This is a genomic window from Synechococcus sp. UW179A (genome assembly GCF_900473965.1).
Classification (GTDB): Bacteria; Cyanobacteriota; Cyanobacteriia; order PCC-6307; family Cyanobiaceae; genus Synechococcus_C.
In genome coordinates, this window is the sequence record NZ_UCNJ01000018.1 from 133880 (window position 1) to 155076 (window position 21197).

A 21197-nucleotide genomic window follows, 5' to 3' on the forward strand; every position below is an offset into this window, starting at 1 on the left:
AAAAACGAAGCTTTATTAAGTTCTAAGATATTAAAGAATATTATGCATTCTAATAATGTGAAAAGCTTCAGCGTATGCAAAGCCATGTTGAGATCCCCTGAACAGGGCAAGAGACCGCAGAGCCTCAACAGATCGAGGTCCTGGGTAAAGACTAACCTGCGATTGATAACAAAGCATTGCATTACATTTAGAATCAATGTGAGCAGTAATATCTAAGAACCAATTTGGAGTAAATTGAGGCTCAATTCCAGGCGCATTCCAAAAACTTTCAGAAATAGTTTCATAGCATGCAAGAAGTTGAAGATTAGCATTAGGCCTAATAGGACGAGATGCAACAAGACAGGAGTCAAATATTAAGCGGTGATCTATATGGCGATCATAGAAAGGAATAAACAGTATTTGAGGGTCTACTTTGACAACAACATCACAAATAGATTTATTGAATGATGCAATGTCAATTTGAGACAACATAACTGCTGGAAAATCCAAGAAAATAGAGTTTTCAACACCCAACAGCTGATGCGCCTTTTGTGCTTCTGAAACTGTTATCTCATGAACCTCTTTAGAATAAAGAGGGGGCATATGAGCAGCAACAGTAAGCACGGTAATTTCATAGTTTTTTTGACTAAAATATGATATCGCACCACCACATCCAAGAACCTCATCATCAGGATGTGGTGCAACTATAAGAACGGACTTAACCATTTTGAGAGATATTGTGATTTTTAAGAAGAAAATAATTACCTATACAGAGACAATCCATGCCTGATGCAGAAAAGGTTCTTAAAGCATCTACAGGAGACATCACAATGGGCTCACCTTTAACATTAAATGAAGTGTTGAGGAGAATAGGCAAATCAGCAATTGAATTCATCGACATAAGTAAGGAATGATACAAGGGATTGTGAATCTTACTAACAGCTTGAATTCGGGATGTACCATCAACATGAACGATTGCAGGAGCAATTTCTTTTAACTTCTGTGTTGCAAAAAAAGAATTATTCATAAAAGGACTATTGTAGTAATTATCGAAATATTCATCAAGAAATTCTTCAGCAATAGACGGGCAAAATGGTCGCCAATCCTCACGAAACTTGATGACAGCATTAACCTTATCGCGTGAGCTGACACAACGTGGATCAGCAAGGATACTTCTTTGACCAAGAGCCCTTGGACCAGCTTCCATACGCCCTTGAAACCAACCCACGACCATACCACCGGATATGAATTGAGCTGCAGTTAGGGAGATATTATTAGATAATTGATAAGGTAATTTGCAGATATCAAGTGCTTTACGGATTGATTCATCGGAATACTCAGGGCCTAAAGCAAGCGTAGATAAGCGTTCAACTTCATTACCGTTATCACGATGTCCAAGAACCAGAGCAGCTGCTTGTGCGGCGCCTCCATCACTACAAAGAGGATGGGCGAAAAAATCAGATACTAAAGTTGAACGATGGAGTGCTGAGTTCATTTTTATATTAAGTCCAACTCCACCACCTATACACAAGTTGTCAATACCGGTAAGTTGAATTGCATAATCTGAAATATGAGTGACAACACTTTCAAGCAGATATTGAACCTCATATGCAATATCTTTGTGAATTTGAGACAAAGATTGATCGGGTGTTCTGGGTTGTATACCCATCAATTCAACAAGATGATCGGTGAACCGTTTTGAATATGTGTGAGGGCCATAATGAATATACTTCGGATCTAAAGAATAAAGATTTGAGTCGCATGGAGACAAAATAGCATTAAGTTTAGAGCGAACATTTTCATTGCAATTCCCGTAAGAAGCCAAACCCATAACTTTGTATTCTCCGTCATAAGCTTCAAAACCTAAAAACTCTGTAAAAGCTGCATAGAACCAACCGAGAGAGTGCGGAATTTTTCTAGAAAAAAGTTTAGTTATTGCATTATTTTCATATTTCCAAATACTGGTGCAATCAACATCTCCAGAACCATCCATTACAATACAGGTTGCAGAAGAGAAGGGAGATTGGAAACATGCCTGAAAAGCATGCGCATAGTGATGAGGAATACCCACTATTGGAGGGAAATCAATGGATCCAAAGTGCTTAGTCCAATGAAAGTGATGTCTATTGAAAACTGCCTTGGAGGTAAATGATGACAACATGGATTGTTGCCATCTTGAAGTACCTTCATCAACATCAAATAAAGAATTTAATTCATCAAAATAGGAAGCGATAGTACCGTTGTCAAAAGAAGCTATATCCCAGTGAATACCAACAGCAGAGATGTCAGATAAAGAAATATCAACACAATTTAGACAATATTTAATCGCGTTAATAGGGTAAAGACCAAAGGCATGTTTATTACGTAAGAAACGCTCTTCTTCAGCGTAGGCAATGACTTTTCCATCTCTAACAAGACAAGCTGCTGGATCTGCATGGCCCTCAAATAAACCTAGGAAGAACACAAGAATAGATAATCTTGGATAATGATAGCATGGAAGCGAAAGGTTCAATTAGTATGCTAAAAACCAATGTTGAATAATACGCAGAGAAAAATTACAACCATATATCAGCCCAAGCTTGCCACATCAAAACGGTCCATAGCTGGGATGAATTATCACGACCACCTAAATGCTGCCTCCATAATTGATCGATGTAGTAAGAGTTTAGTATTCCTTGTGATTCTATGCGAGATGGTGAAAGAAGATCTTCAGCCCATTGACGCAATGGTCCACGAAGCCAATAACAAATAGGTGTAGAAAACCCTGACTTTGGACGATCAATTAAGGAAGGAGGAACAAACTGATAAAGTATTTGACGTAGAGCCCACTTAGTACAATCTCTGTCAGACAAATCGGGGATTTTATAATGTAGTGGAGAAGAAAACATGAAATCAGCTACAGAAATATCTAGAAATGGTGCACGTGTTTCCAAGCCTACATACATTGAAGCGCGATCTACCTTAACAAGGATATCATTAGGTAAATAACCAATAGTATCCGCAGCCATAACAGACTCAACAGGAGAAACAGAGGTGCTGAATGGATTAAAGCTCAGAAAGTCTGTTGTAGAAAAATCAGTGATGATGGATTCCAAAAAGATTGAATCAAAAAGACAACTGGAATCGGTAAATACTGATAACAATGAATCATAAATCGAAGAAAGACTGGAACTAGATCTAACTGCTGAGGATAGTTTATATTGTTTGTTTCTGGATAAACCACGAGAGGCAATCGGTAGAATGTTAATCAAAAAGGAAATAAAGTTCTTGCAGTATTGAGGGTAAAAATGAAAATACTTGTAAATCAAGGGAGCTAGACGATGACGGTTATAACCGCCAAAGAGCTCGTCACCCCCATCACCAGTGAGTGCGACAGACAAACCGTTTTGACGTGCAGATAGACACACCAAATGAGTTGGGATTTGTGAGGCGTCAGAAAAGGGCTCAGAATAAATGTATGGTAAGGCTGGGATTAAACTAAGAGCATCCTGTGATGAAAGACTGACTTCAGTGTGTTTGGTACCTAAATAGGAAGCAATATCATGAGCATATGGAGCTTCATTGAATTCAAGATTACCAACAGAATTTCCAGGAAAAGATACGGTTAATGTGCTAATGGACGAACTACTGTTAGCTTGAAGAATTGCAGTAATTAAAGAAGAGTCGATACCCCCAGAAAGAAAAGTGCCTAAGGGAACATCAGAAGAAGATTGCATAACAACTGAACGGGTAAGACATGCCTTCAACTGTGAAAGGTAGACGTCCTTGGGAATATATTCAAGCTTAGATTGTGAGGACAAAGATGAACTAGAAATATCCCACCATGAAGTAGAATGAAAATTATTATGGGCATGACGAGATAAATCAAAGTCAATCTGATGACCCGGCATAAGCTGATGAAAACCCTCATATATACATAAAGGTGCAGGAATAAAGCCGAGATTAAAATAAGCAGTAAGTGCTACTTTATTGATGGAATATGGAGATGTACGAGTAATAGACCGAAGAGCCGCAACATCAGAGCAAAACAGTAGAGTGCGAATATCATCAACACAGTGCCAACCCCAATAAAGAGGTTTCTCTCCAAACCGATCCCTAATCAAAGTTAAACGTTGGTACGACGTATCCCATAAGGCAATAGCAAACATTCCAGAACATCTTTTTAATGTACTAGATATACCCCACGCTTCGATTGCACAGAGCAAAGTTTCAGTATCACAGGAACTGGACCATGGCTTATCAATAAGATTAGAAGTTTCAAGTTCACGACGTATCGATAGATGATTATAAATCTCGCCATTGAAAGATATAACATAGCGTCCAGATGAACTGACCATGGGTTGATGACCAGCTTTTGATAAATCTAAAATTGAAAGACGCCTATGTACTAAAGCAAGAGGAACAAAAGGATCAATCCATACACCAGAATCATCAGGCCCTCGAAAGGAAATTGAATCCCCCATTAACTGGGCATTACAGCGCAAAAAATCTTGGTCAATATCAGATATGCTCCAAAGACCAGCAATACCACACATATTAAATAGATGAAGTAGTTAGAGGAGTAAGTAAAGTTTCCCAATGATTAGCTATATCACAAAGCGATGAATATTGGTGAGTTGCCTTTCTAGAAGCTGATCCATACTCATATCTCAAAGTAGAATCACACATCAATTGAGACAGGCTTTTGGCTAAAGATTGTGAACGGTTGTAAGAACTTTCGACCAAGAGACCGTTTTTACGATTGATAACAAGTTCATTAACACCAGGACAATTTTCAAAGGCCACGACAGGAAGCCCGTGGGATTGAGCCTCAACCACGACAAGTGGATAAGCCTCGTATAAAGATGAAAGGCAAAAGATATCTGCTTTTGCATATTCCTCAGAAATCAAGGATGTATTACCTAATAAAAACACCTGATCTACTAGACCAAGATGTATAATAAGTCCCTCTAGTGAATCCCTGAGAGTACCATCACCATAGATCCTTAAGATCCAGTTAGGAAAAGAATGGGCTATAAGTGCAAATGCATTAATGAGAGTCTTTTGATCTTTCTGATTATCAAGTCGACCAATATTAAGAAGTATATATGAATCTTTTAAACGACCAGGATTAGCGTAATTATCAACAGGAAGAACGGGGTTTCTTAAAACATGCATACGATCTCTAAGCAATTTTGGGTAACTACGCTTAATATTTTCAGATAAAACGGTGATTCTTTGGATATTGAAAGCGGATATCCATAATAAAGCAAATTGCAAAGGGCGGGATCTGTAATGATCGGGCACTATATGCTCACTAGCAACTAATGGAATGTTAGCTCCAACCAAGGCAAAGGATAAGGGTATAAATATAGAGTGCATAAATCCAACGACTACATCGGGATTAATGCGTATAATTGCTCGACGTAAAGCAATAATACGAGTAAGTGTTACAACAAACCTACCAGGTTCAGCTGTTTCACCAACAGAAAGGTTGATAATCCTTATGCCATCATGGATAGGATAAAACGGAGTAGATTGATTGGAATCACAAGTAACAACCGTAATATCATGGCCACGTCGAGAGAGTTCGGATGCAACCATGCATAAAACTCTTTCTGCACCACCTACGGCACGATCTAATCTTTTGATAGCAAAAACTATTTTCATACCAATAAAATAATTAGTTAGATGCAAATCTTAAAATAATTATAGGAACCATGATAAGATTATAAACTCATAAAAGCCAGGAAAAGCCGCCGTAGATAGAATTACGCTGTGCGGCAGAGTAAAACTGATTACGAGACAAGGCAAGAAGAGAAACTAAGATTGAAAGCAAATCAGGAAAAAGTAAATCACTAGAGAGAACATCTCGTACAGTAAGTCGTGAGGAGGAGATCGCTGACTCAAAAAGATCGATCGTGGATTTATAGTAATAAGTTGTAAGATATACATTGGAAGTATTAGCACTTATCTCTTTATAATCAGATAAAATATAGTCAATAGCACAACCTAGTGTTTTGAGTTTAAAATGCTGCATGTTAATTAGCAAATCATGTGGGGACCCAAGATCGAGACGTTGTTCTCCAAAAATACAATAGCCGGCAGATAATGATTGCCTATAACCAAAATCTGCAATTAAACAAGGTATACCTCTTGAAGCAAATTCTAAAAGAGAAAGACCCATTGCAAAGCCAATATCTGTACTGACAAGCAAATCATCAAGTTCATCAAAGGATAAGGTACCGTGGAACGTAATATTAATTGGGATACATGAAAATTTTCTCTTCAGTGACGAAAAGTCGATTCCATCGCCAACTATATGCAATTTGATATTATCTAATGAACAGTTTGAATTTACCAAATCTTGAACGAAAGAAAGTAGAGATTGTGATTTAAAATCTTCTAAACGACCAATCCAAGTAATAGTAAGAAAATTTTTACTAAATACAGAAGATCTAGCAGGACAAATAGTATGCATTGGGTTATGAACCAGCCTAAGGATAGGACAATTATATGAAGGATTTGTAGTAGATAAACTTAGCGTAGTAAGAAGACCATAATAACATGCATGATCCATAAAATATAGTGATTGAAATTCAAGCATGAGGCTATATTGGGAAATGAGTTTAAAGTTACGCTTTCGAAAAAAATAATTGAATTTACTAAAAAATTGACGATACTTAGGGATAATTTCGAAATTATCAGGATGCAAAAACCAAAAAAAAAGTTTTGTAGAAGAGTTTATGATATTTATATTAGGTAAGCGCCAAAGGGGCAGTGCTTGGGTAACAATAACTAGGTCAATGTTGTAAGACAAATCTACTAACTCATCAGGGGAGATGCAAGTAACTTGAGTTGTCTTAGATAAATTTGCTAGAGCACCATTCGGAAAGTCTACAATATATACGGTATATTTTTGTGAAATTATACTAGAAATAAAAGCAAAAAGAGACGACACTCCGCCAGTCTTAATGAATGGAAAATAAAAACAGATAGTTCTCATTAAGCTTTAAGTAAAAGAATAGTGCTAACAAGTAAAAACCGGAATGAAAGAAGGGGAAACTTGTATTTAATAAACAATCGAATCATAAGGAAGAAAGCTAGTCGATAAGAAGGCTTGGACAAAAAATATGATTGATACAATTTATAGATTGAGTTACTAAAAAGATACTTATAAATTTTTCGGTTGTTTATATAGTCGAAGGAGAGAGAATAAAGCTCACGGGAAAATTGATGAGGATATTTTACCGAGGTTGAGTTATCATCCTGGAGTACTGTGCACGTGCGCCGAAGAACAACAAGTGCACGCTTTTGATAAAACATGCGAAGTATATATTCAAATTCACCAATAATTAGATATTTTGGGTTGAACAAGCCATTTGCAAAGGATTTACGAGATATAACAAGACTGGACATTGCTATATTGTATGCTTTAAAAACATCATCATTTAAAACAATTAAGGAGTTTTTGTATTTAAATTCTTGCTTACGAGTAATATTAGCTCTATGCTTTATTACATTATATGAACCGAAGGCTATATCGTATTTCTCATTACAGAGTAAAGCATAATAACTAGAAAGCTTGTCAAAAGACCACAAATCATCAACATCGTGAAAAGCAATGTATTTGCCAGAGGCTAGTTGAACGGCAATATTACGAGCACTATACAAAGGAACAGTAGAAGTAGTTCTATGAATAGTAAATAAGGGAAATTTAGAACTGTAAGATTTGACAATTGATTCAGTAGCATCAGAACTACAATTATCAATTAAGATTATCTCGTAATCGTAAAAATTTTGTGAAGCAATAGAAGAGAATAACCTTGCTAAATAATTTTCACCATCGAGAACATTAATGACAATAGAATAAAATGGGCTCATAATTTAAAATAAGTATCAATAGTTTCTACAATTCGATCGATATCATTGTAATTCAAGTCAAGATGCAAAGGAAGAGTAACCATTTGGGGATAGATTGCCATTGTGTTAGGCAGTGGTTCTTTTACACTTGATAAATAGTAACTCAACAAATGATTGGGATAATAGTGTAAGCCGGTCTGTATATTATTGTCCAACATAAAATTACGAAAAGAATTCGTATCAAAACCTTGAGATGCAGCTAAAACAGGATAGATATGCGGGATTGTCAACGTATCATTATTCAAAAGAGGTAAGAGAGGAGTGAAATATTGTGAGGCAAGCAGAGCTTGATAGTAATAGTTAGATAATGTTCTACGCTTATCACGAATGGAATCAATCCGTTGAAGCTGAGATAACCCAAGAGCAGCGTTAATGTTACTCATATGATACCTCCAACCTTGGGACTTAACATCAAAATTCCAACTACGAGCATTTTTGTATCGTTGAACAGAGTCATTCGAAACGGCTAAAAGTCTCAAGTCAGAAATAGTATCTGCTATATGCTTATTCGTAGTACACACGACTCCGCCCTCCCCACAGGTAATGTTTTTAATCCCATCAAAGGAGTGGCATATAGTATCATAATTACCATGATTAATAGACCAATCTCCAAAACTATGAGCAGCATCTTCTATAAGAGGAATTGAATGATGACGAAGTAAAGATCGTACTTCATGTAATGACCCCAATAAACTAGCGAAGTGGACATGAATAACAGCCTTCGTTTTATTAGAAATTAAGGACAATAAAGAATCAGGGCAAAGAGATAAGTCAGATAACCTTACATCACATGAAATAGGAGTTGCGCCTGTTGCCGAGACGGCCTGATAGGTAGCTACATATGTAAGAGACGGTAGAACCACTTCATCTCCAGGACCAACTCCGTGAGCTTGCAAGGCTAATTGAAGAGAGGAAGTGCCTGAAGATGTAGCGATAGCGTACTGATAGCCATAGGAACAGATCTTAGTTTCAAATTCCTGAACGTAGGAACCAATACCTAAAAACTCCTCACGAAGACATTGAGAAACTGAATTAATATCACTAGTAGTTACTGTACTTTTTGACAAACGAATCAGAGGTAGATTAAGAGCCATTGGTGAGGAAAAGGAGGAATTGATAAATTTGCTTCACTGTAGAACAAACAGGGAAAAGACGAGAGATTAATGTTTACGACAAGTTAATCGAGAGGATGAGTGTGCATCGAAAAAGAAAGAAGAGGCAAGAAGAAGAAAAAAGAAAAGGTCTGAAGCTTGTCTGACAAATATAACATCAACCTTGAAATTAAAAACAACAAAGACAAAGAAAAGGAAAATTTTTGAATACAAGGATGGAACTTGGGCTATCAAAAAAAGATAAAAAATTATGCATAACGTCAAGATGAAAATTCCTTGTGAAGCCAGAACAATAAAAAAGCCATTATCGATATTATTTAAATCGGTGGAAAGCATCCAAAGATGATTACCAAAAACAAAATGACTAGTGCTTAAATAGTTTTGATAGGAAGCCAAAAGAGCATCCAGGCTTTGGGAGGATGAAACATCACCGGAGAAAAGAATTGTAAATGGCTCTAGAAAATATGTAGAATTACTCAATATACGAGTGCCTGAATTAAAAAATAGACCTAACAATAGGAAAATAATTGTCAGGGATACGATGAAACGAACAAAAGTTGAAATTCGAAATCTATAAGAAACTCTGTGAATGTTGTAGAGCTGACAATAAAAATAATACAAGACTAATGGTATTGACATAACGAGGCCAGTTCTACTTGCTAGCGAAGCTAGCGTACTGAATATCAATACAACCCATAACTTAGGCTTACAGTGAACATGATAGTGACAAATAAAATAATAAGAATATAAACCTAATATCAAAAGCAACGATGAGTTAGGATAACCAGCCATTAAACCAGGCTGGCGAAACGGAGAACTCAGGAGGATGTCAAATGAAGGATTAAAAATATAAGGCATGATACTTTTAAAGTCAAATATAAAAACCAAGTATTGAACCAAAGAGAACAATGTGTTAATGACACTGGCAAGGACTGCAGATTTAAATATATCCAAAGGGGAAAGAAAGGATCGCGAAAGCGAAAATAAAGAGATAAATGTAATTAGAGAGTAGCGAAAAAATTTTAAGGGGAAGTTAAGAGCGGAATCATATACAAATAGAGCACCAAATAAAGAATAGAGAAGGCAAACACCAAGCAATGATAGTAGTACTATATAATATGACTTTAATTTATAGCTATATGCTTGACAAGAAGGAGCAAATATAGAAGAAATGAATATACACAGCAATGGAATGATTGATAAATCAATAATGCCATAGACTTTAGGCAAAAGGAAAAAAGCTGTGAGCAAAAAGACAGGTGAGCGGTAAAATGTAAGAAAAGAAGTGAGTGTCAAATTAATGAAAGTCAATAATTTAAAGGGAAAATAAGAAGATTATTTCGACTATTTCAAAAATATGGAAAACTATCTATAGTAAGATTCTGAAGTAAGAGCTTCAACCATAGTTTGAATACCGCGGCGAATGGTAGTACTTGCTTTAAGAGAAGTAATATTGAAAAGTTTAGAAGTATCCCCAAGCATATGAGGAATATCGCCTGGGGTCGATCCAGCCACGGTTATATCAAGTTGTTTATTCAGGACAAATTCTATATCATTTAAAATAGAACCAACAGTTGTTGAAATGCCCGAACAAATATTGACTGATTGATTAAAGGCTAATTCATTGAACTCGATCTTACGAAGAAATTTTAAGACATCATAAATATGAACAAAATCACGTGATCTGTCTAAAGAACCTTTTACAAGAACACTAGGAGAATTAAGAGCTTGTGCTAAATAAATAGAAAGCATCCCTTGGGATAAGTTAACGAGATTTTGACCAGGCCCATAAATATTAAATAAACGAACAGCAGTACTTGATATGCCAAATTTATTATAGAGTTGAAGGTATTTTTCACTAGTCATCTTACCCAACGCGTATGGATTTGAACCTAAAAGTACGGAATCTTCAGAACGAGCTGATGTATCCTCTCCGCCATAAACGGACATAGAACTGGCATAAATTAAATGCCTTGGCTTAACTTTTCTCGCAAACTCAAGAATATTAACCGTTGATGCCAAGTTTGAATTAAAATCATACATAATATCTCTATACGAAATCTCCACAGAACTTTGCCCTGCAAAATGATATATAATATCGTAAGATTGATTCAAAATTCGAAATATATCAGAGTTAGCAGAATCAATATAAAAAAAGTTTGCAGAGTCGGGTATATTTAAAATATTTCCTGTTTTTAGGTTATCAATAATATCAACGATAAAACCACGAGAGATGAGATCTCTAGCAATGTGGCCACCAATAAATCCAGCACCACCAGTGACCAAAGCTCTAAGATTCATAACGTGTATAGAAAGATGAGATGGAATTGTAAGAGCTTGAACGTGAATAAGTCAAATATTGAGAATAGAGTGGATGACTGCAATCTTCAAGTATTGGCGAAGATAGTGGCTTTATTGACAATTGAGAGAGGGCGTTAATGGGAATACCAGAATATTCTGCAATAAGCGACAATTGAGTGGAGGGTGAATTCACAAGATCCTCAAATCGCAAAATGAGAGAATTACCAGAAGAAATAACAGATCCTAAAGCTAACTCAAAGTAATCCAAATAAGAGCGAAAAGAATTGACAGAGAAGAAAGCATTTGACTGATTCCTATACCACGCAAAAGACGACCTGTCTAATATGTCAATGTAAGTGGCAATGGGGTCTCTAATAAGAAGTATATTATTTATTTTGGGACATAATTTATTAAGCAGCTTTTCCTGGCCAGGGAAACAAACATTGTTCAATATTAAAGCATCATAAGGAACATGAGCATTAGGGGGTGAACAACATAACATGTAAGTGAATAGTGAATCAAGATAATTTTGCGTATATTGAACAAAATCATTTTCCGAAATGCTTAAGAGTAAAGACTTAGGGAAGCTTGTATTAAAAAACTTGTTAAAAAGACGATAAACAGGAAGTAGAGGGAAGGTTTCGGTTAAAAGTGAAAATGGGTGAAAGGTTGTTCGTGTATGCTTCAGTAACTTGCTCAAATAAATACTCGTTTGATGATGAAAGCCAGGTAAAAACAATGAAAAATCACGCCTATAAAATAAAAATGCATCTAATTTATTCTTAGGAGCAATACAATTATAAGAGACTAGATGTGAAAAACGCGAAAGCCTGTGTCCTGCTATTAGAGGATCTAACGTGAGAATCGAAAGATATAATTCAAAGAGTCCGTTCGGATACCTTAGAAGATCAAAATCTTCTTCACGATGAAACGTCTTGAAGGAAGGAGATGAAGTAAAAGCGTCATACAAAAGACTTTTTCCAGATTGATAAAGGCCGTAAATATTTAAGATTGGCTTAGAGTCAAAATCACATGAAGACATAGCGTTTGCGAAAATTAATCACAGTAACAGTTCTTGTACCAAATTCAAGTCTACTACTTGAGTGAAATAAGCGCATATCACAAAGAAAGAAGGAATAAGGGTTTTCGGACAGAAGTGTGCTAGCTTTGTTAATATCTACTTGGGGAAAATAAGTGAGCCTAAGCGAACGAAATAACGACCATAATGCGCGCTTAAAGATATTTTTGGGCCAGCGATGAGATCCCTTAATGTAAAGCATTGGGCCATTTAGTGCATTCACAGGTCCATTATATATAAACAACTTAAGGGAAGGATAAAAAGCATCTACATGAAAGCCCTGACCTGGTAGAGAGTTAGGACTTGGAAAAGATATTTGCCATTGGGTCTGATCAACTATCCAAGGAGAATAATCAAAATAAACATTTAGTATTTTGGAAAGGTGCTTCAAAGGCAATAAAGGAACGGGGTGTTCTAAATGAACATTATAGTGCCGAACGGTTTTACCATTGGTATTACGACTATATGAAAATGAGAGCTCATCAGCCCAGCTTTCTAAATCATGTCTAGCTGAAGACGGTAAAATATCAGAGAGATTTAAAACACCATCAATAAACAAGTCGTGCAGGTCCGGATTATCTTTGACCTGCCTAGTAAAAAGAAATTTCTCACGGAAAGTCGCTATCGGAAGTAGAGAAAACGTTAGAAATCTGTCAACAATAGCACCTAGAGATAGCATAGCAATAATTAAATAACGTGGTCAAAGTAATAGATTAAATGGGCAGTAAGGAAATAATTTATATCTCGAAATGACAGTTATTCTTAAAATAATCTATGACATCATTGCTGGAATCACTTTTTAGAAATACGCAATTGTAAATACTACCTTCACTCAATTGCTGACACCATTTAGAGCGAGCAACAAGACAATAGCCAAAAGTTGTGAGAAGGTCAGTAACATCAGCTTCGGAATAAGCAAACGAGTTAATTTCTAAAATTATTGCCAAAATCTTGCCAGAACGAAGTAAATCCTTAGAACCCAACAATATATCTAGTTCATGACCATCGGTATCAATTTTCAATACAGATTCGCCAGGAAAAGGATGAATAGAATTAAAAACATCAAGGGAAAGAGAAGGGGTAAGAGTTTGTAAGCACTCATTACTGCTTTTCACTGAGGCATATATCTTGTTTAAACCACCTGCTCCAGCACCAGCTTCAAAAATTTGATAGAAAGTAGGCAAAAGAGAAAAATTCTTAGAAGAATCTAGAGCTGCAAGTACAGGGGTAATATTTTTAAAGTTATTGAGAGAAAGGTTCTTTATCAAAGAAACTTGAGACGAAGGGTCGAATTCAAATGCATAAACGGGTGAGTTAGATTTGGAAGCAAATGCCAATGAATAAATGCCAATATTTGCACCAATGTCAATTAGACTCACATCATGTATGTTTCCAAAGTAACTAATAAAGGACAATGTATCGGGTTCTTTCGTTTCAAATGTTCGTGCACGAAAGCGCTCGTGACGAGTATTAATATAGATTCTAAAATTAAAGTCATTGGTTCTAATACTATAAACAAAAGAGTTAAGAAGTCGGGAGCATAGCTTGGAAGATAGCAAAGAAAAAGAATTTTTAATTTTGCCAAGCATAGTGAAATTATTTTTTTTAATCTTAGCACAATACCGTTTTACCTCATTACAAAACACATATTCTACTAGATCTATTATAGCGCTTATTCTTCAAAGGAACATGCAAGTCAAATCGGACAAGGAAAACCGTAAGTGAGGGATGATTTTGATTGAAATAGAATAATAGCTTGATTAAATGATATGGATAAGGGTATTGTTCTTGATTTCATACTTTTTATTTGAATATTTCATGGCAGAAGCGTGATGCGCGATTGTTACGGTTGCAAGATCGTCCCTATGCGAAAATAAGTTGGAAAGTATTGAAGCTTCACTAAAACTATCCAAAGCAGAAGTTGCCTCATCAAGGATTAATAAATCAGGTAACATACATAAGGATCGTGCTATGGCAACTCGTTGTTTCTGGCCACCACTAAGTTTATTGCCAAATTCTCCAACAGACATATCTACACTAAGAGAATCTGATGAACAAATTGTGTAAATACTGCACATATCTAATATAAATTCTAAATAATCAGACGTCAAATCTGGAGATTTGAAAACAAGTATATTCTCAATCAGTGAAGAGTCAAATATAAAAGGTGATTGCGCCACGAGAGCAATAGTAGGACTACAACGCAATTGGTTCGATTTTGGTAGAGAAAAAAGAGTGCGCTGACCCGTAGAAAGAGGAAGTAATCCTAATATTAAGTCTATGAATGTGGTCTTACCAGAACCGGATGCACCAGATAATGAAACATGCTCGCCCTGGCAAATAGAAAAATCAAAGGTGTCAATAAGATTATGACTAGAATCATTGTAAGAAAAAGAAGCATTTGTAAATGACATAATCAAATTCTTACCACCAGAATTTAAGGCTGTACTGACACTTTCAGTGTATTCATAAGTGAAACATTCAGAACTTGATCGATGAAAAAGATGTAAAACTGATACTGCAGACTGACGCAACGACTTTAAGTTTAAATAGGCCATATACACATTTTGAAATAAAGAAAAGAGTTTCAAAGCTGCAAAATATAATATTGCTAATCCAGGGAGAATTTGAGGGGAAAAAACAACTGCAATCGATGTTCTTATGATTACATAAGCATAAACAGCATATTCAATATAAAACCTAGGTAAACTAATAAAAAAGAGGCTTTTAGTTTTATTAATTCTAAGGTCATAGTCTAAAGGTTGAAAATGTTCAAGAAAGTAGTTATCGGCATTGGCATATTTGATTTCTCGAAAACTTCCCAACATTTCTTGAATAGCAATAGAGTGTTTATCCAAGCCGATTCGAACGTCAAGACTAAGCTTATTAATGCGTTTGGAGATATAACGACTCATCATTAGATAAGAACAAAAAAGAAAGGAAAACAGAAACAATGCTTCAAAAAATTGAATATAGAGAACGTATATAAAAAGAAGAACAGCTATTAAAGACGCCGATACTGCTTGCATGCAAAAATAAAAAATATCTACCGTGTCAAATAATTTTGTTATTAACGTAGAACGCAAAACAGACGTTTGTAATTTTTTAAAATCAATATATTGAAGATTTAGTATTTTTCGAAGCAATTCGATCGACAAATAATTACCAATATTTGCCACAATTTTTGCTTGGAAGGAAGTTGTAAAAGTTTTCAGTATTAAACTTAAAGCAATAGAAAAAATGATCAACGAAAGTGTTGCAGAGAGGTATTCACTTGTGACTGATTGATTTTTTGAAAGGGTATTAATAGCTCGATAGAGAAGAAAGAGCAATAAGAAATCAAAAAATCCTATAAAAGAACTCAGAATGCTTAAAAAACCGATTTTTTGTTTAATTTTTTTTGGCAAAATTGAAAACAAATCCAATATTAGTCGATAACTATTTGTAGAAACTGTCATTTCAAGTCTGAGTGCTAGGAGTGTTAAACGATAATGATGAGAAAGAATTACATGAATTATTCGACATCGTGGAAAGGGAATGTAGATAGGGGCAAATTTTCCGCCTCCTCGGGATTATGAAGCTCTGGAATAGAGTTGATTAAAATATTAAAATCATGAAGTCCTGTAAACGAAACCCAAATCAATGGGGGGATTGTAATCCGAGAATGATTTTCAGATGGTGATAACAGCAGATTAGAATATGAGGTAGCAACATCCTTATTGCGATTATCAGCAAAGGAAAAGTTTATCTTTCCAGCAATAACAACAATGTTGAGAGGGAGTTGAAGATGACGCTTCCAGCCTTTGGTCTCATTTTTATGGATATGAGATGCATAAACTTCCTTTATGAGCGAAGTACCAGGCGATCCGATTTGGATAATATGTAAAATATCTCCCTGCGGATGGGAAATACGTTTTAAAGGAGTGACTAAGATATCACTAGGGAGAGAGGAACTTTTCATTTATCAAAGATGTGTAATTTGAGATTTGCTTATCAACAAGATATGCACAACCTGAGGGATCATTCATATAGCAATCATACCACTCTTGCACATACTTCAAAGTCATCGAATAGGACAAGACCGCGTTCCATTTAAGGAACATTTGGGCTTTATCGCAATTCAACTTTAATAATGATGATTCGTCAAACGGTATATTATCACTGATTAAATAAGGATCTCCTGGCGGGGACACGTCGCTCAAGTTCGCTAAATCAGTGATAAGGTTTAGTACTGTTTTGTTTTCTTGGAAGGAGGGCCCAAAATTAAATGCCTCACCATGCAAACAAGTATTAGATCTCAATAAGTAAGCGAGTTTAAGATAACCACCGATAGGCTCTAAAACGTGCTGCCATGGCCGCGTAGATTGAGGGCATCTAATCTCAACTGGCAAGTTGGACGCCCAAGATCTATAAATATCTGGAATAAGGCGGTCAGAGGCCCAATCACCACCTCCTATAACATTCCCTGCTCGAGCTACTGCTATCGAATGCGGTTTTGGATTCTTAAAATAAGACTCTAGATAAGATTGAATAATAATTTCAGCGGCACCTTTTGATCCACTATAAATATCCTTGCCTCCGATTCTATCTGTTTCTCGATAACCCCATGGCCATTCAGCATTGAAATAAGATTTATCACTTGTTATTAATACCGTTTGTGTGCTTTTTTTGATTTTTCTTATGCAGTCCAATAAATTTGCTGTACCAATAACATTCGTGCTTATGGTTTCAATAGGCTTTAAGTATGAAGTAGAAACAATAGCCTGAGCTGCCAAATGAAAAATGACGTCTGGTTGAGATTTAGTAATTGCTTGAGATAGACACTCATAATCACGTATGTCTCCTTCAGTGTGATGCAATTTTTTTTCTAAATCTAAAGTCTCAAACAGCGAGTTCTCGTAACACGGAGGTAGTGCATAACCATCAACGTTTGCACCAAGCCTTAAGAGCCAACTAGCAAGCCAAGCACCTTTAAAACCAGTATGCCCGGTAACGAAAACTTTTAAGCCGCTGAATGATGACATATTATTTAAACAACATTGTTTAGCCAACATGGTGAAGACATAGCCAGCTCATTGAGTTCATTTTTATCTCGTAAAGTATCCATACACTTCCAAAAACCATTGTGATAAAAGCTATAAAGCTTGCCAAGTTTTGCGATGTTTTGAAGAGGAAAATCCTCGAAAGCAACATTTTTATCTGCAGGTATATGGTTGAGTATAGAGGGCTCACATATAAAAAATCCACCATTTATCCAAGATCCATCGCCGGCTGGCTTTTCAACAAAATCTGATACTTGTGAAGTTGTCTCATCTGCTCGAAATGAACCAAATCTACCAGCTGGTTGGACAGCTGTCATAGTGACAAGCGCATTTTTAGAGTGATGAAATTCAAGCTGCTTATTCATATCAATATCTGATAAGCCATCTCCATATGTAAGAAGGAAAGGCTCATTTTCAATATACTTTTGAGCCTTAAGTAGTCTAGTACCTGTTTGAGAATCAGATCCTGTATCAAGCAAAGTTACTCGCCAAGGTTCTGAGGTGTTGGATATGTAACTAACGTTGTTTGTCGCCAAATCGATAGTAACATCACTTTGATGCAAGAAATAATTAACAAAATACTCCTTGATAAAATATGACTTATAGCCAACGAGTATGACAAAATCAGTATGATTATATTTTTCATAGATTTTCATAATATGCCACAGTATTGGTTTACCATTAATTTCTATCATCGGTTTAGGAATCAAATTCGTTTCTTCTGATAAACGTGTCCCAAGCCCACCTGCGAATATTACTACTTTCATGATTTTACGATGTGGATAAAGTAGGACATACTAAACCGATCTGATTGAGCAACTTCCTACCCATGCTACCAAATTGACGCGAAGTGAAAATAGACTTTTTAAAAATACAAGTACCAAAAGCGTTGAATGGAACTGACGAAAAAGTTAAATGACAAATAAATATCAGTTTAGCTTATAAAAATCTAATTAAGAACCACATCAAAAGCTTCAGACAATAACTCATCCTCAACATCTGAAAGTATATGAGGACGGCCTATATCCTCGAGCAAAACAAATCTATTCCCTGTTGATACCCTTTTTTTATCATTTTTCAGCAATGGGGTAAGCTGACTTATTAATGGAAGACTGGGTAATGATAGCTCCGAAATGCGACAAGGTAAACCATACATACTCAATAGTTTTGCTTGAAGATTATTGAGTTGACTGTTATCAAAAACTTTGTCTGTTAAGTAACCTGCACAACATATTCCTAGAGATACAGCCTCACCATGTCTCAAATAATCTTGATATAAGCCATAGAAACTCTCAAATGCTTGTCCAAAGGTATGTCCATAATTGAGAAGAAGGCGTGTTGAAGATTCTTTGAAATCAGAACTTACGAAAAATAATTTTTGCTTAATGCTCCAGCAGATCATTTTATGTAAGGCATCAGGATCCAACGCTAATATCTTATTTGAATTAGAACTAAAGAAGTCAACCGCAGAATAATCAGATATAAGCGACTTTTTTATCGACTCACAAATACCAGCTATAAGATCACGCTGGGGCAAAGTTCGCAAAAATCTGCTATCACAAAATAAAGCATCAGGATTATGATATGTTCCTAAAAGATTTACTTGCCCTTTATGATTAACTCCTGTCTTGCCTCCTATAGAGCTGTCAAGCATACTAGTAGTCGTTGTCGGTATATGAATTAATTTCATACCTCGTTGATAAATTGATGAGGCCATTGCAGCAAGATCGCCCACAACTCCACCCCCAAGCGCAACAATGACTCCGTCACGAGGAATTGAGCTTTCGAAAAGTTGGTCACAAATCAACTCTAAAGATTTAAGTGATTTCATCTCAACGCCTCCATCAACATAATAAGTGCAATGATCGGAGAGGAGATCACAGAAACTCCGACTTGGCAAGACAGATGAATTTTTAAAATAAGAATCAGCTATAATAAATATAGACTTCGGCGAAAATGCAGAGAGGTATGAATGTACAGCTTCATCTGATCTATTGGAAACTATTACTTCATATCGATCGGAACCAATAGTAGCTTCAAATGAAGTACAAATTAAATCATCAGACATTACTGGTACTCTAAGAGGATTGGATCGTTAACCATTGCAAGTTTTACACGAGCTACATCATCATGAATATCTACTGAAAATGAATTAGCAACTAAAGGAAGGGAGTAGACATTCATGTCATTTTCAATAGCTCTCAATAATTCAACATCTTCAAAAGACTCTAATTTTGAAACTGGCAAAGCTGAAAACTTTTCTAATATTGTTGGCCTAAAACAAATGACTGACAAGTGTTTTTGGATAAATTGAGGCCTGTTTCTAAATGGGTGTGGAGTCATAGCGCGTGTAAGGTACATCACACGATTACTAGTCGAAGAAATAACTCTGACCACCGAATCACCAGAAGAATATTGCTCTTGGATCGTAGGAATTACGATATCAGGCTTCTTGCTACTAGATTTAGCAAATTCAACTACTTCGTCGATATTGTCCGGATTAATTAAGGGCTCATCTCCTTGAACGTCGACAATAAAACTGTCAGGAAATTCTTTAGCAACATCTGCAATTCTCTCTGTACCATTATTATAACTTCCCCGCGTAATTTTGACAGATATGTTAAATTTTGAGCATACTTCAGCAATTTCAGTACTGTCAGTACAAACATAAACTTTATCAATAGACTTAGATAATTGAGCTCTCTTTGCCACGTGCACAATCATAGGCATTCCACAAATCTCTAATAACGGTTTTCCTGGCAATCTCCTTGAAGCTAGTCGTGAAGGAATCAAAGCTAATGTTGATTTATTCATGAAGCTGTCCATCCACCATCACAATATACAGTAGATCCAGTCATATATGAATTATCAGAAGACACTAAAAATTGTACACATTTTGCAATTTCTTCCGAAGTAGCCCACCGATTCATAGGTGTGCGGCTCAGGGTCCATTCATAAAGATCGGGCTTATTTTTTACAAAATTTTCATAGTAACTTGTTTTAACAAAACCTGGTGCAATTGAATTTGCTCTAATGTTAAAAGGCGCCATCTCAACGGCAAAAGATCTCATAAATCCATCTAATGCACTTTTGGAAGTGGCATAGGTTGACAGCTCTGAAAATCCCAAATTTCCAACAATTGAGCTGACAAATAAAACGTTTAGGCCCTTATTTTTACTTATATTTATTTGAGCTAACTGATTTGCCATTAGAAGCGGTGATAGCGAGTTAACATCTATAACACGCTGATATGTTTCATTAGTAGCTTCAACTATAGGAACTCTAGATCTGATGCCTGCATTTAACACGCAATAATTGAAAGAGGGTTTATCAACTCCATTAAGGAAAAACGAAGGACTTGAAATAAGAGCTTGACATAAATCATATTGTTTAAAAATAAAAGTATCTGGATATGCATCTCTGAGCTCCTTTATTTCCATTGTTTCAGATCTACTTATTCCAATTATAATTTGGCCGAGTCTTAATTGATTTGACAAAACAGCAAGACCGATCCCCTTGGAACAGCCAGTAATCAATCCATCATAGTGACTTCTATCTAACATTTTAATGGGACAGGGCAGATATTATTCTAGCTAGTCATTACCATTTAGCAATTAATACGAAAATCAAGAAAGGACAGTAAGTATCTATCACGCATAACCACAAAAATCATCTAGCAATAAGTGAGATTAGAAGGCCGAGATCTGAACTCAAGTGCTAAAAATACACCAAAGGCAATTACTGAAGTCAAAGCAGATCTCCGCAACAAAAACTCTTAGTAGA

Annotated in this window: 17 protein-coding genes; all 17 read right to left on the reverse strand. The window is 35.9% G+C overall.

All coding sequences use genetic code 11. The annotated features are described in order from the left end of the window. Positions 1-30: 30 nt before the first annotated feature. Positions 31-705, reverse strand: a complete 675-nt coding sequence (locus tag DXY31_RS09665; protein ID WP_114993554.1) for a PIG-L deacetylase family protein — start codon at positions 703-705, stop codon at positions 31-33. Then, positions 698-2491: a carbamoyltransferase C-terminal domain-containing protein gene (locus tag DXY31_RS09670; RefSeq protein WP_114993555.1), complete on the reverse strand. Its 1794-nt coding sequence runs from the start codon at positions 2489-2491 to the stop codon at positions 698-700. Before DXY31_RS09670 ends, DXY31_RS09665 begins: the two co-directional genes overlap by 8 nt. A 43-nt stretch (positions 2492-2534) precedes the next feature. Then, on the reverse strand, positions 2535-4514 hold the full coding sequence (asnB, locus tag DXY31_RS09675; RefSeq protein ID WP_114993556.1) for an asparagine synthase (glutamine-hydrolyzing): 1980 nt from the start codon (positions 4512-4514) through the stop codon (positions 2535-2537). Position 4515: 1 nt separating this feature from the next. Next, positions 4516-5655 (reverse strand): glycosyltransferase family 4 protein, encoded by a 1140-nt coding sequence (locus DXY31_RS09680; protein ID WP_137024942.1) that lies wholly within the window; start codon positions 5653-5655, stop codon positions 4516-4518. A gap of 40 nt (positions 5656-5695) precedes the next feature. Beyond that, positions 5696-6919: a glycosyltransferase family 4 protein gene (locus DXY31_RS16435; RefSeq protein WP_137024943.1), complete on the reverse strand. Its 1224-nt coding sequence runs from the start codon at positions 6917-6919 to the stop codon at positions 5696-5698. A 44-nt stretch (positions 6920-6963) separates the two neighbouring features. Next, positions 6964-7842, reverse strand: a complete 879-nt coding sequence (locus DXY31_RS09685) for a glycosyltransferase family A protein (protein WP_114993558.1) — start codon at positions 7840-7842, stop codon at positions 6964-6966. Beyond that, positions 7839-8975: a DegT/DnrJ/EryC1/StrS aminotransferase family protein gene (locus DXY31_RS09690; RefSeq protein WP_114993559.1), complete on the reverse strand. Its 1137-nt coding sequence runs from the start codon at positions 8973-8975 to the stop codon at positions 7839-7841. The genes DXY31_RS09685 and DXY31_RS09690 overlap by 4 nt, the downstream gene beginning before the upstream one ends. Before the next feature lie 1383 nt (positions 8976-10358). Continuing rightward, the gene (locus DXY31_RS09695) at positions 10359-11294 is read right to left on the reverse strand and encodes an NAD-dependent epimerase/dehydratase family protein (RefSeq protein WP_114993560.1); all 936 of its coding nucleotides are present in this window, start codon (positions 11292-11294) and stop codon (positions 10359-10361) included. A 1028-nt stretch (positions 11295-12322) separates the two neighbouring features. Next, entirely contained in the window at positions 12323-13051 is a 729-nt protein-coding gene (locus DXY31_RS16445; RefSeq protein ID WP_137024945.1) for a hypothetical protein, read from the reverse strand. Positions 13052-13109: 58 nt separating this feature from the next. Then, a complete protein-coding gene (locus DXY31_RS09700; RefSeq protein ID WP_170953642.1) occupies positions 13110-13751 on the reverse strand; it encodes an FkbM family methyltransferase in 642 nt (213 codons plus the stop codon). Positions 13752-14132: 381 nt separating this feature from the next. After that, the gene (locus DXY31_RS09705) at positions 14133-15830 is read right to left on the reverse strand and encodes an ABC transporter ATP-binding protein (protein WP_114993562.1); all 1698 of its coding nucleotides are present in this window, start codon (positions 15828-15830) and stop codon (positions 14133-14135) included. 56 nt (positions 15831-15886) lie between these two features. Continuing rightward, entirely contained in the window at positions 15887-16333 is a 447-nt protein-coding gene (locus tag DXY31_RS16450) for a dTDP-4-dehydrorhamnose 3,5-epimerase (protein WP_137024947.1), read from the reverse strand. Beyond that, on the reverse strand, positions 16311-17396 hold the full coding sequence (rfbG, locus tag DXY31_RS09710) for a CDP-glucose 4,6-dehydratase (RefSeq protein ID WP_114993563.1): 1086 nt from the start codon (positions 17394-17396) through the stop codon (positions 16311-16313). The genes DXY31_RS16450 and rfbG overlap by 23 nt, the downstream gene beginning before the upstream one ends. A 5-nt stretch (positions 17397-17401) precedes the next feature. Continuing rightward, positions 17402-18181, reverse strand: a complete 780-nt coding sequence (gene rfbF, locus DXY31_RS09715) for a glucose-1-phosphate cytidylyltransferase (protein WP_114993564.1) — start codon at positions 18179-18181, stop codon at positions 17402-17404. A 182-nt stretch (positions 18182-18363) separates the two neighbouring features. Beyond that, on the reverse strand, positions 18364-19482 hold the full coding sequence (locus DXY31_RS09720) for a 3-dehydroquinate synthase family protein (RefSeq protein WP_114993565.1): 1119 nt from the start codon (positions 19480-19482) through the stop codon (positions 18364-18366). Continuing rightward, on the reverse strand, positions 19482-20240 hold the full coding sequence (gene kdsB, locus DXY31_RS09725) for a 3-deoxy-manno-octulosonate cytidylyltransferase (protein ID WP_114993566.1): 759 nt from the start codon (positions 20238-20240) through the stop codon (positions 19482-19484). Before kdsB ends, DXY31_RS09720 begins: the two co-directional genes overlap by 1 nt. Then, the gene (locus tag DXY31_RS09730; protein ID WP_170953644.1) at positions 20225-20950 is read right to left on the reverse strand and encodes an SDR family NAD(P)-dependent oxidoreductase; all 726 of its coding nucleotides are present in this window, start codon (positions 20948-20950) and stop codon (positions 20225-20227) included. The genes kdsB and DXY31_RS09730 overlap by 16 nt, the downstream gene beginning before the upstream one ends. Positions 20951-21197 lie beyond the last annotated feature (247 nt).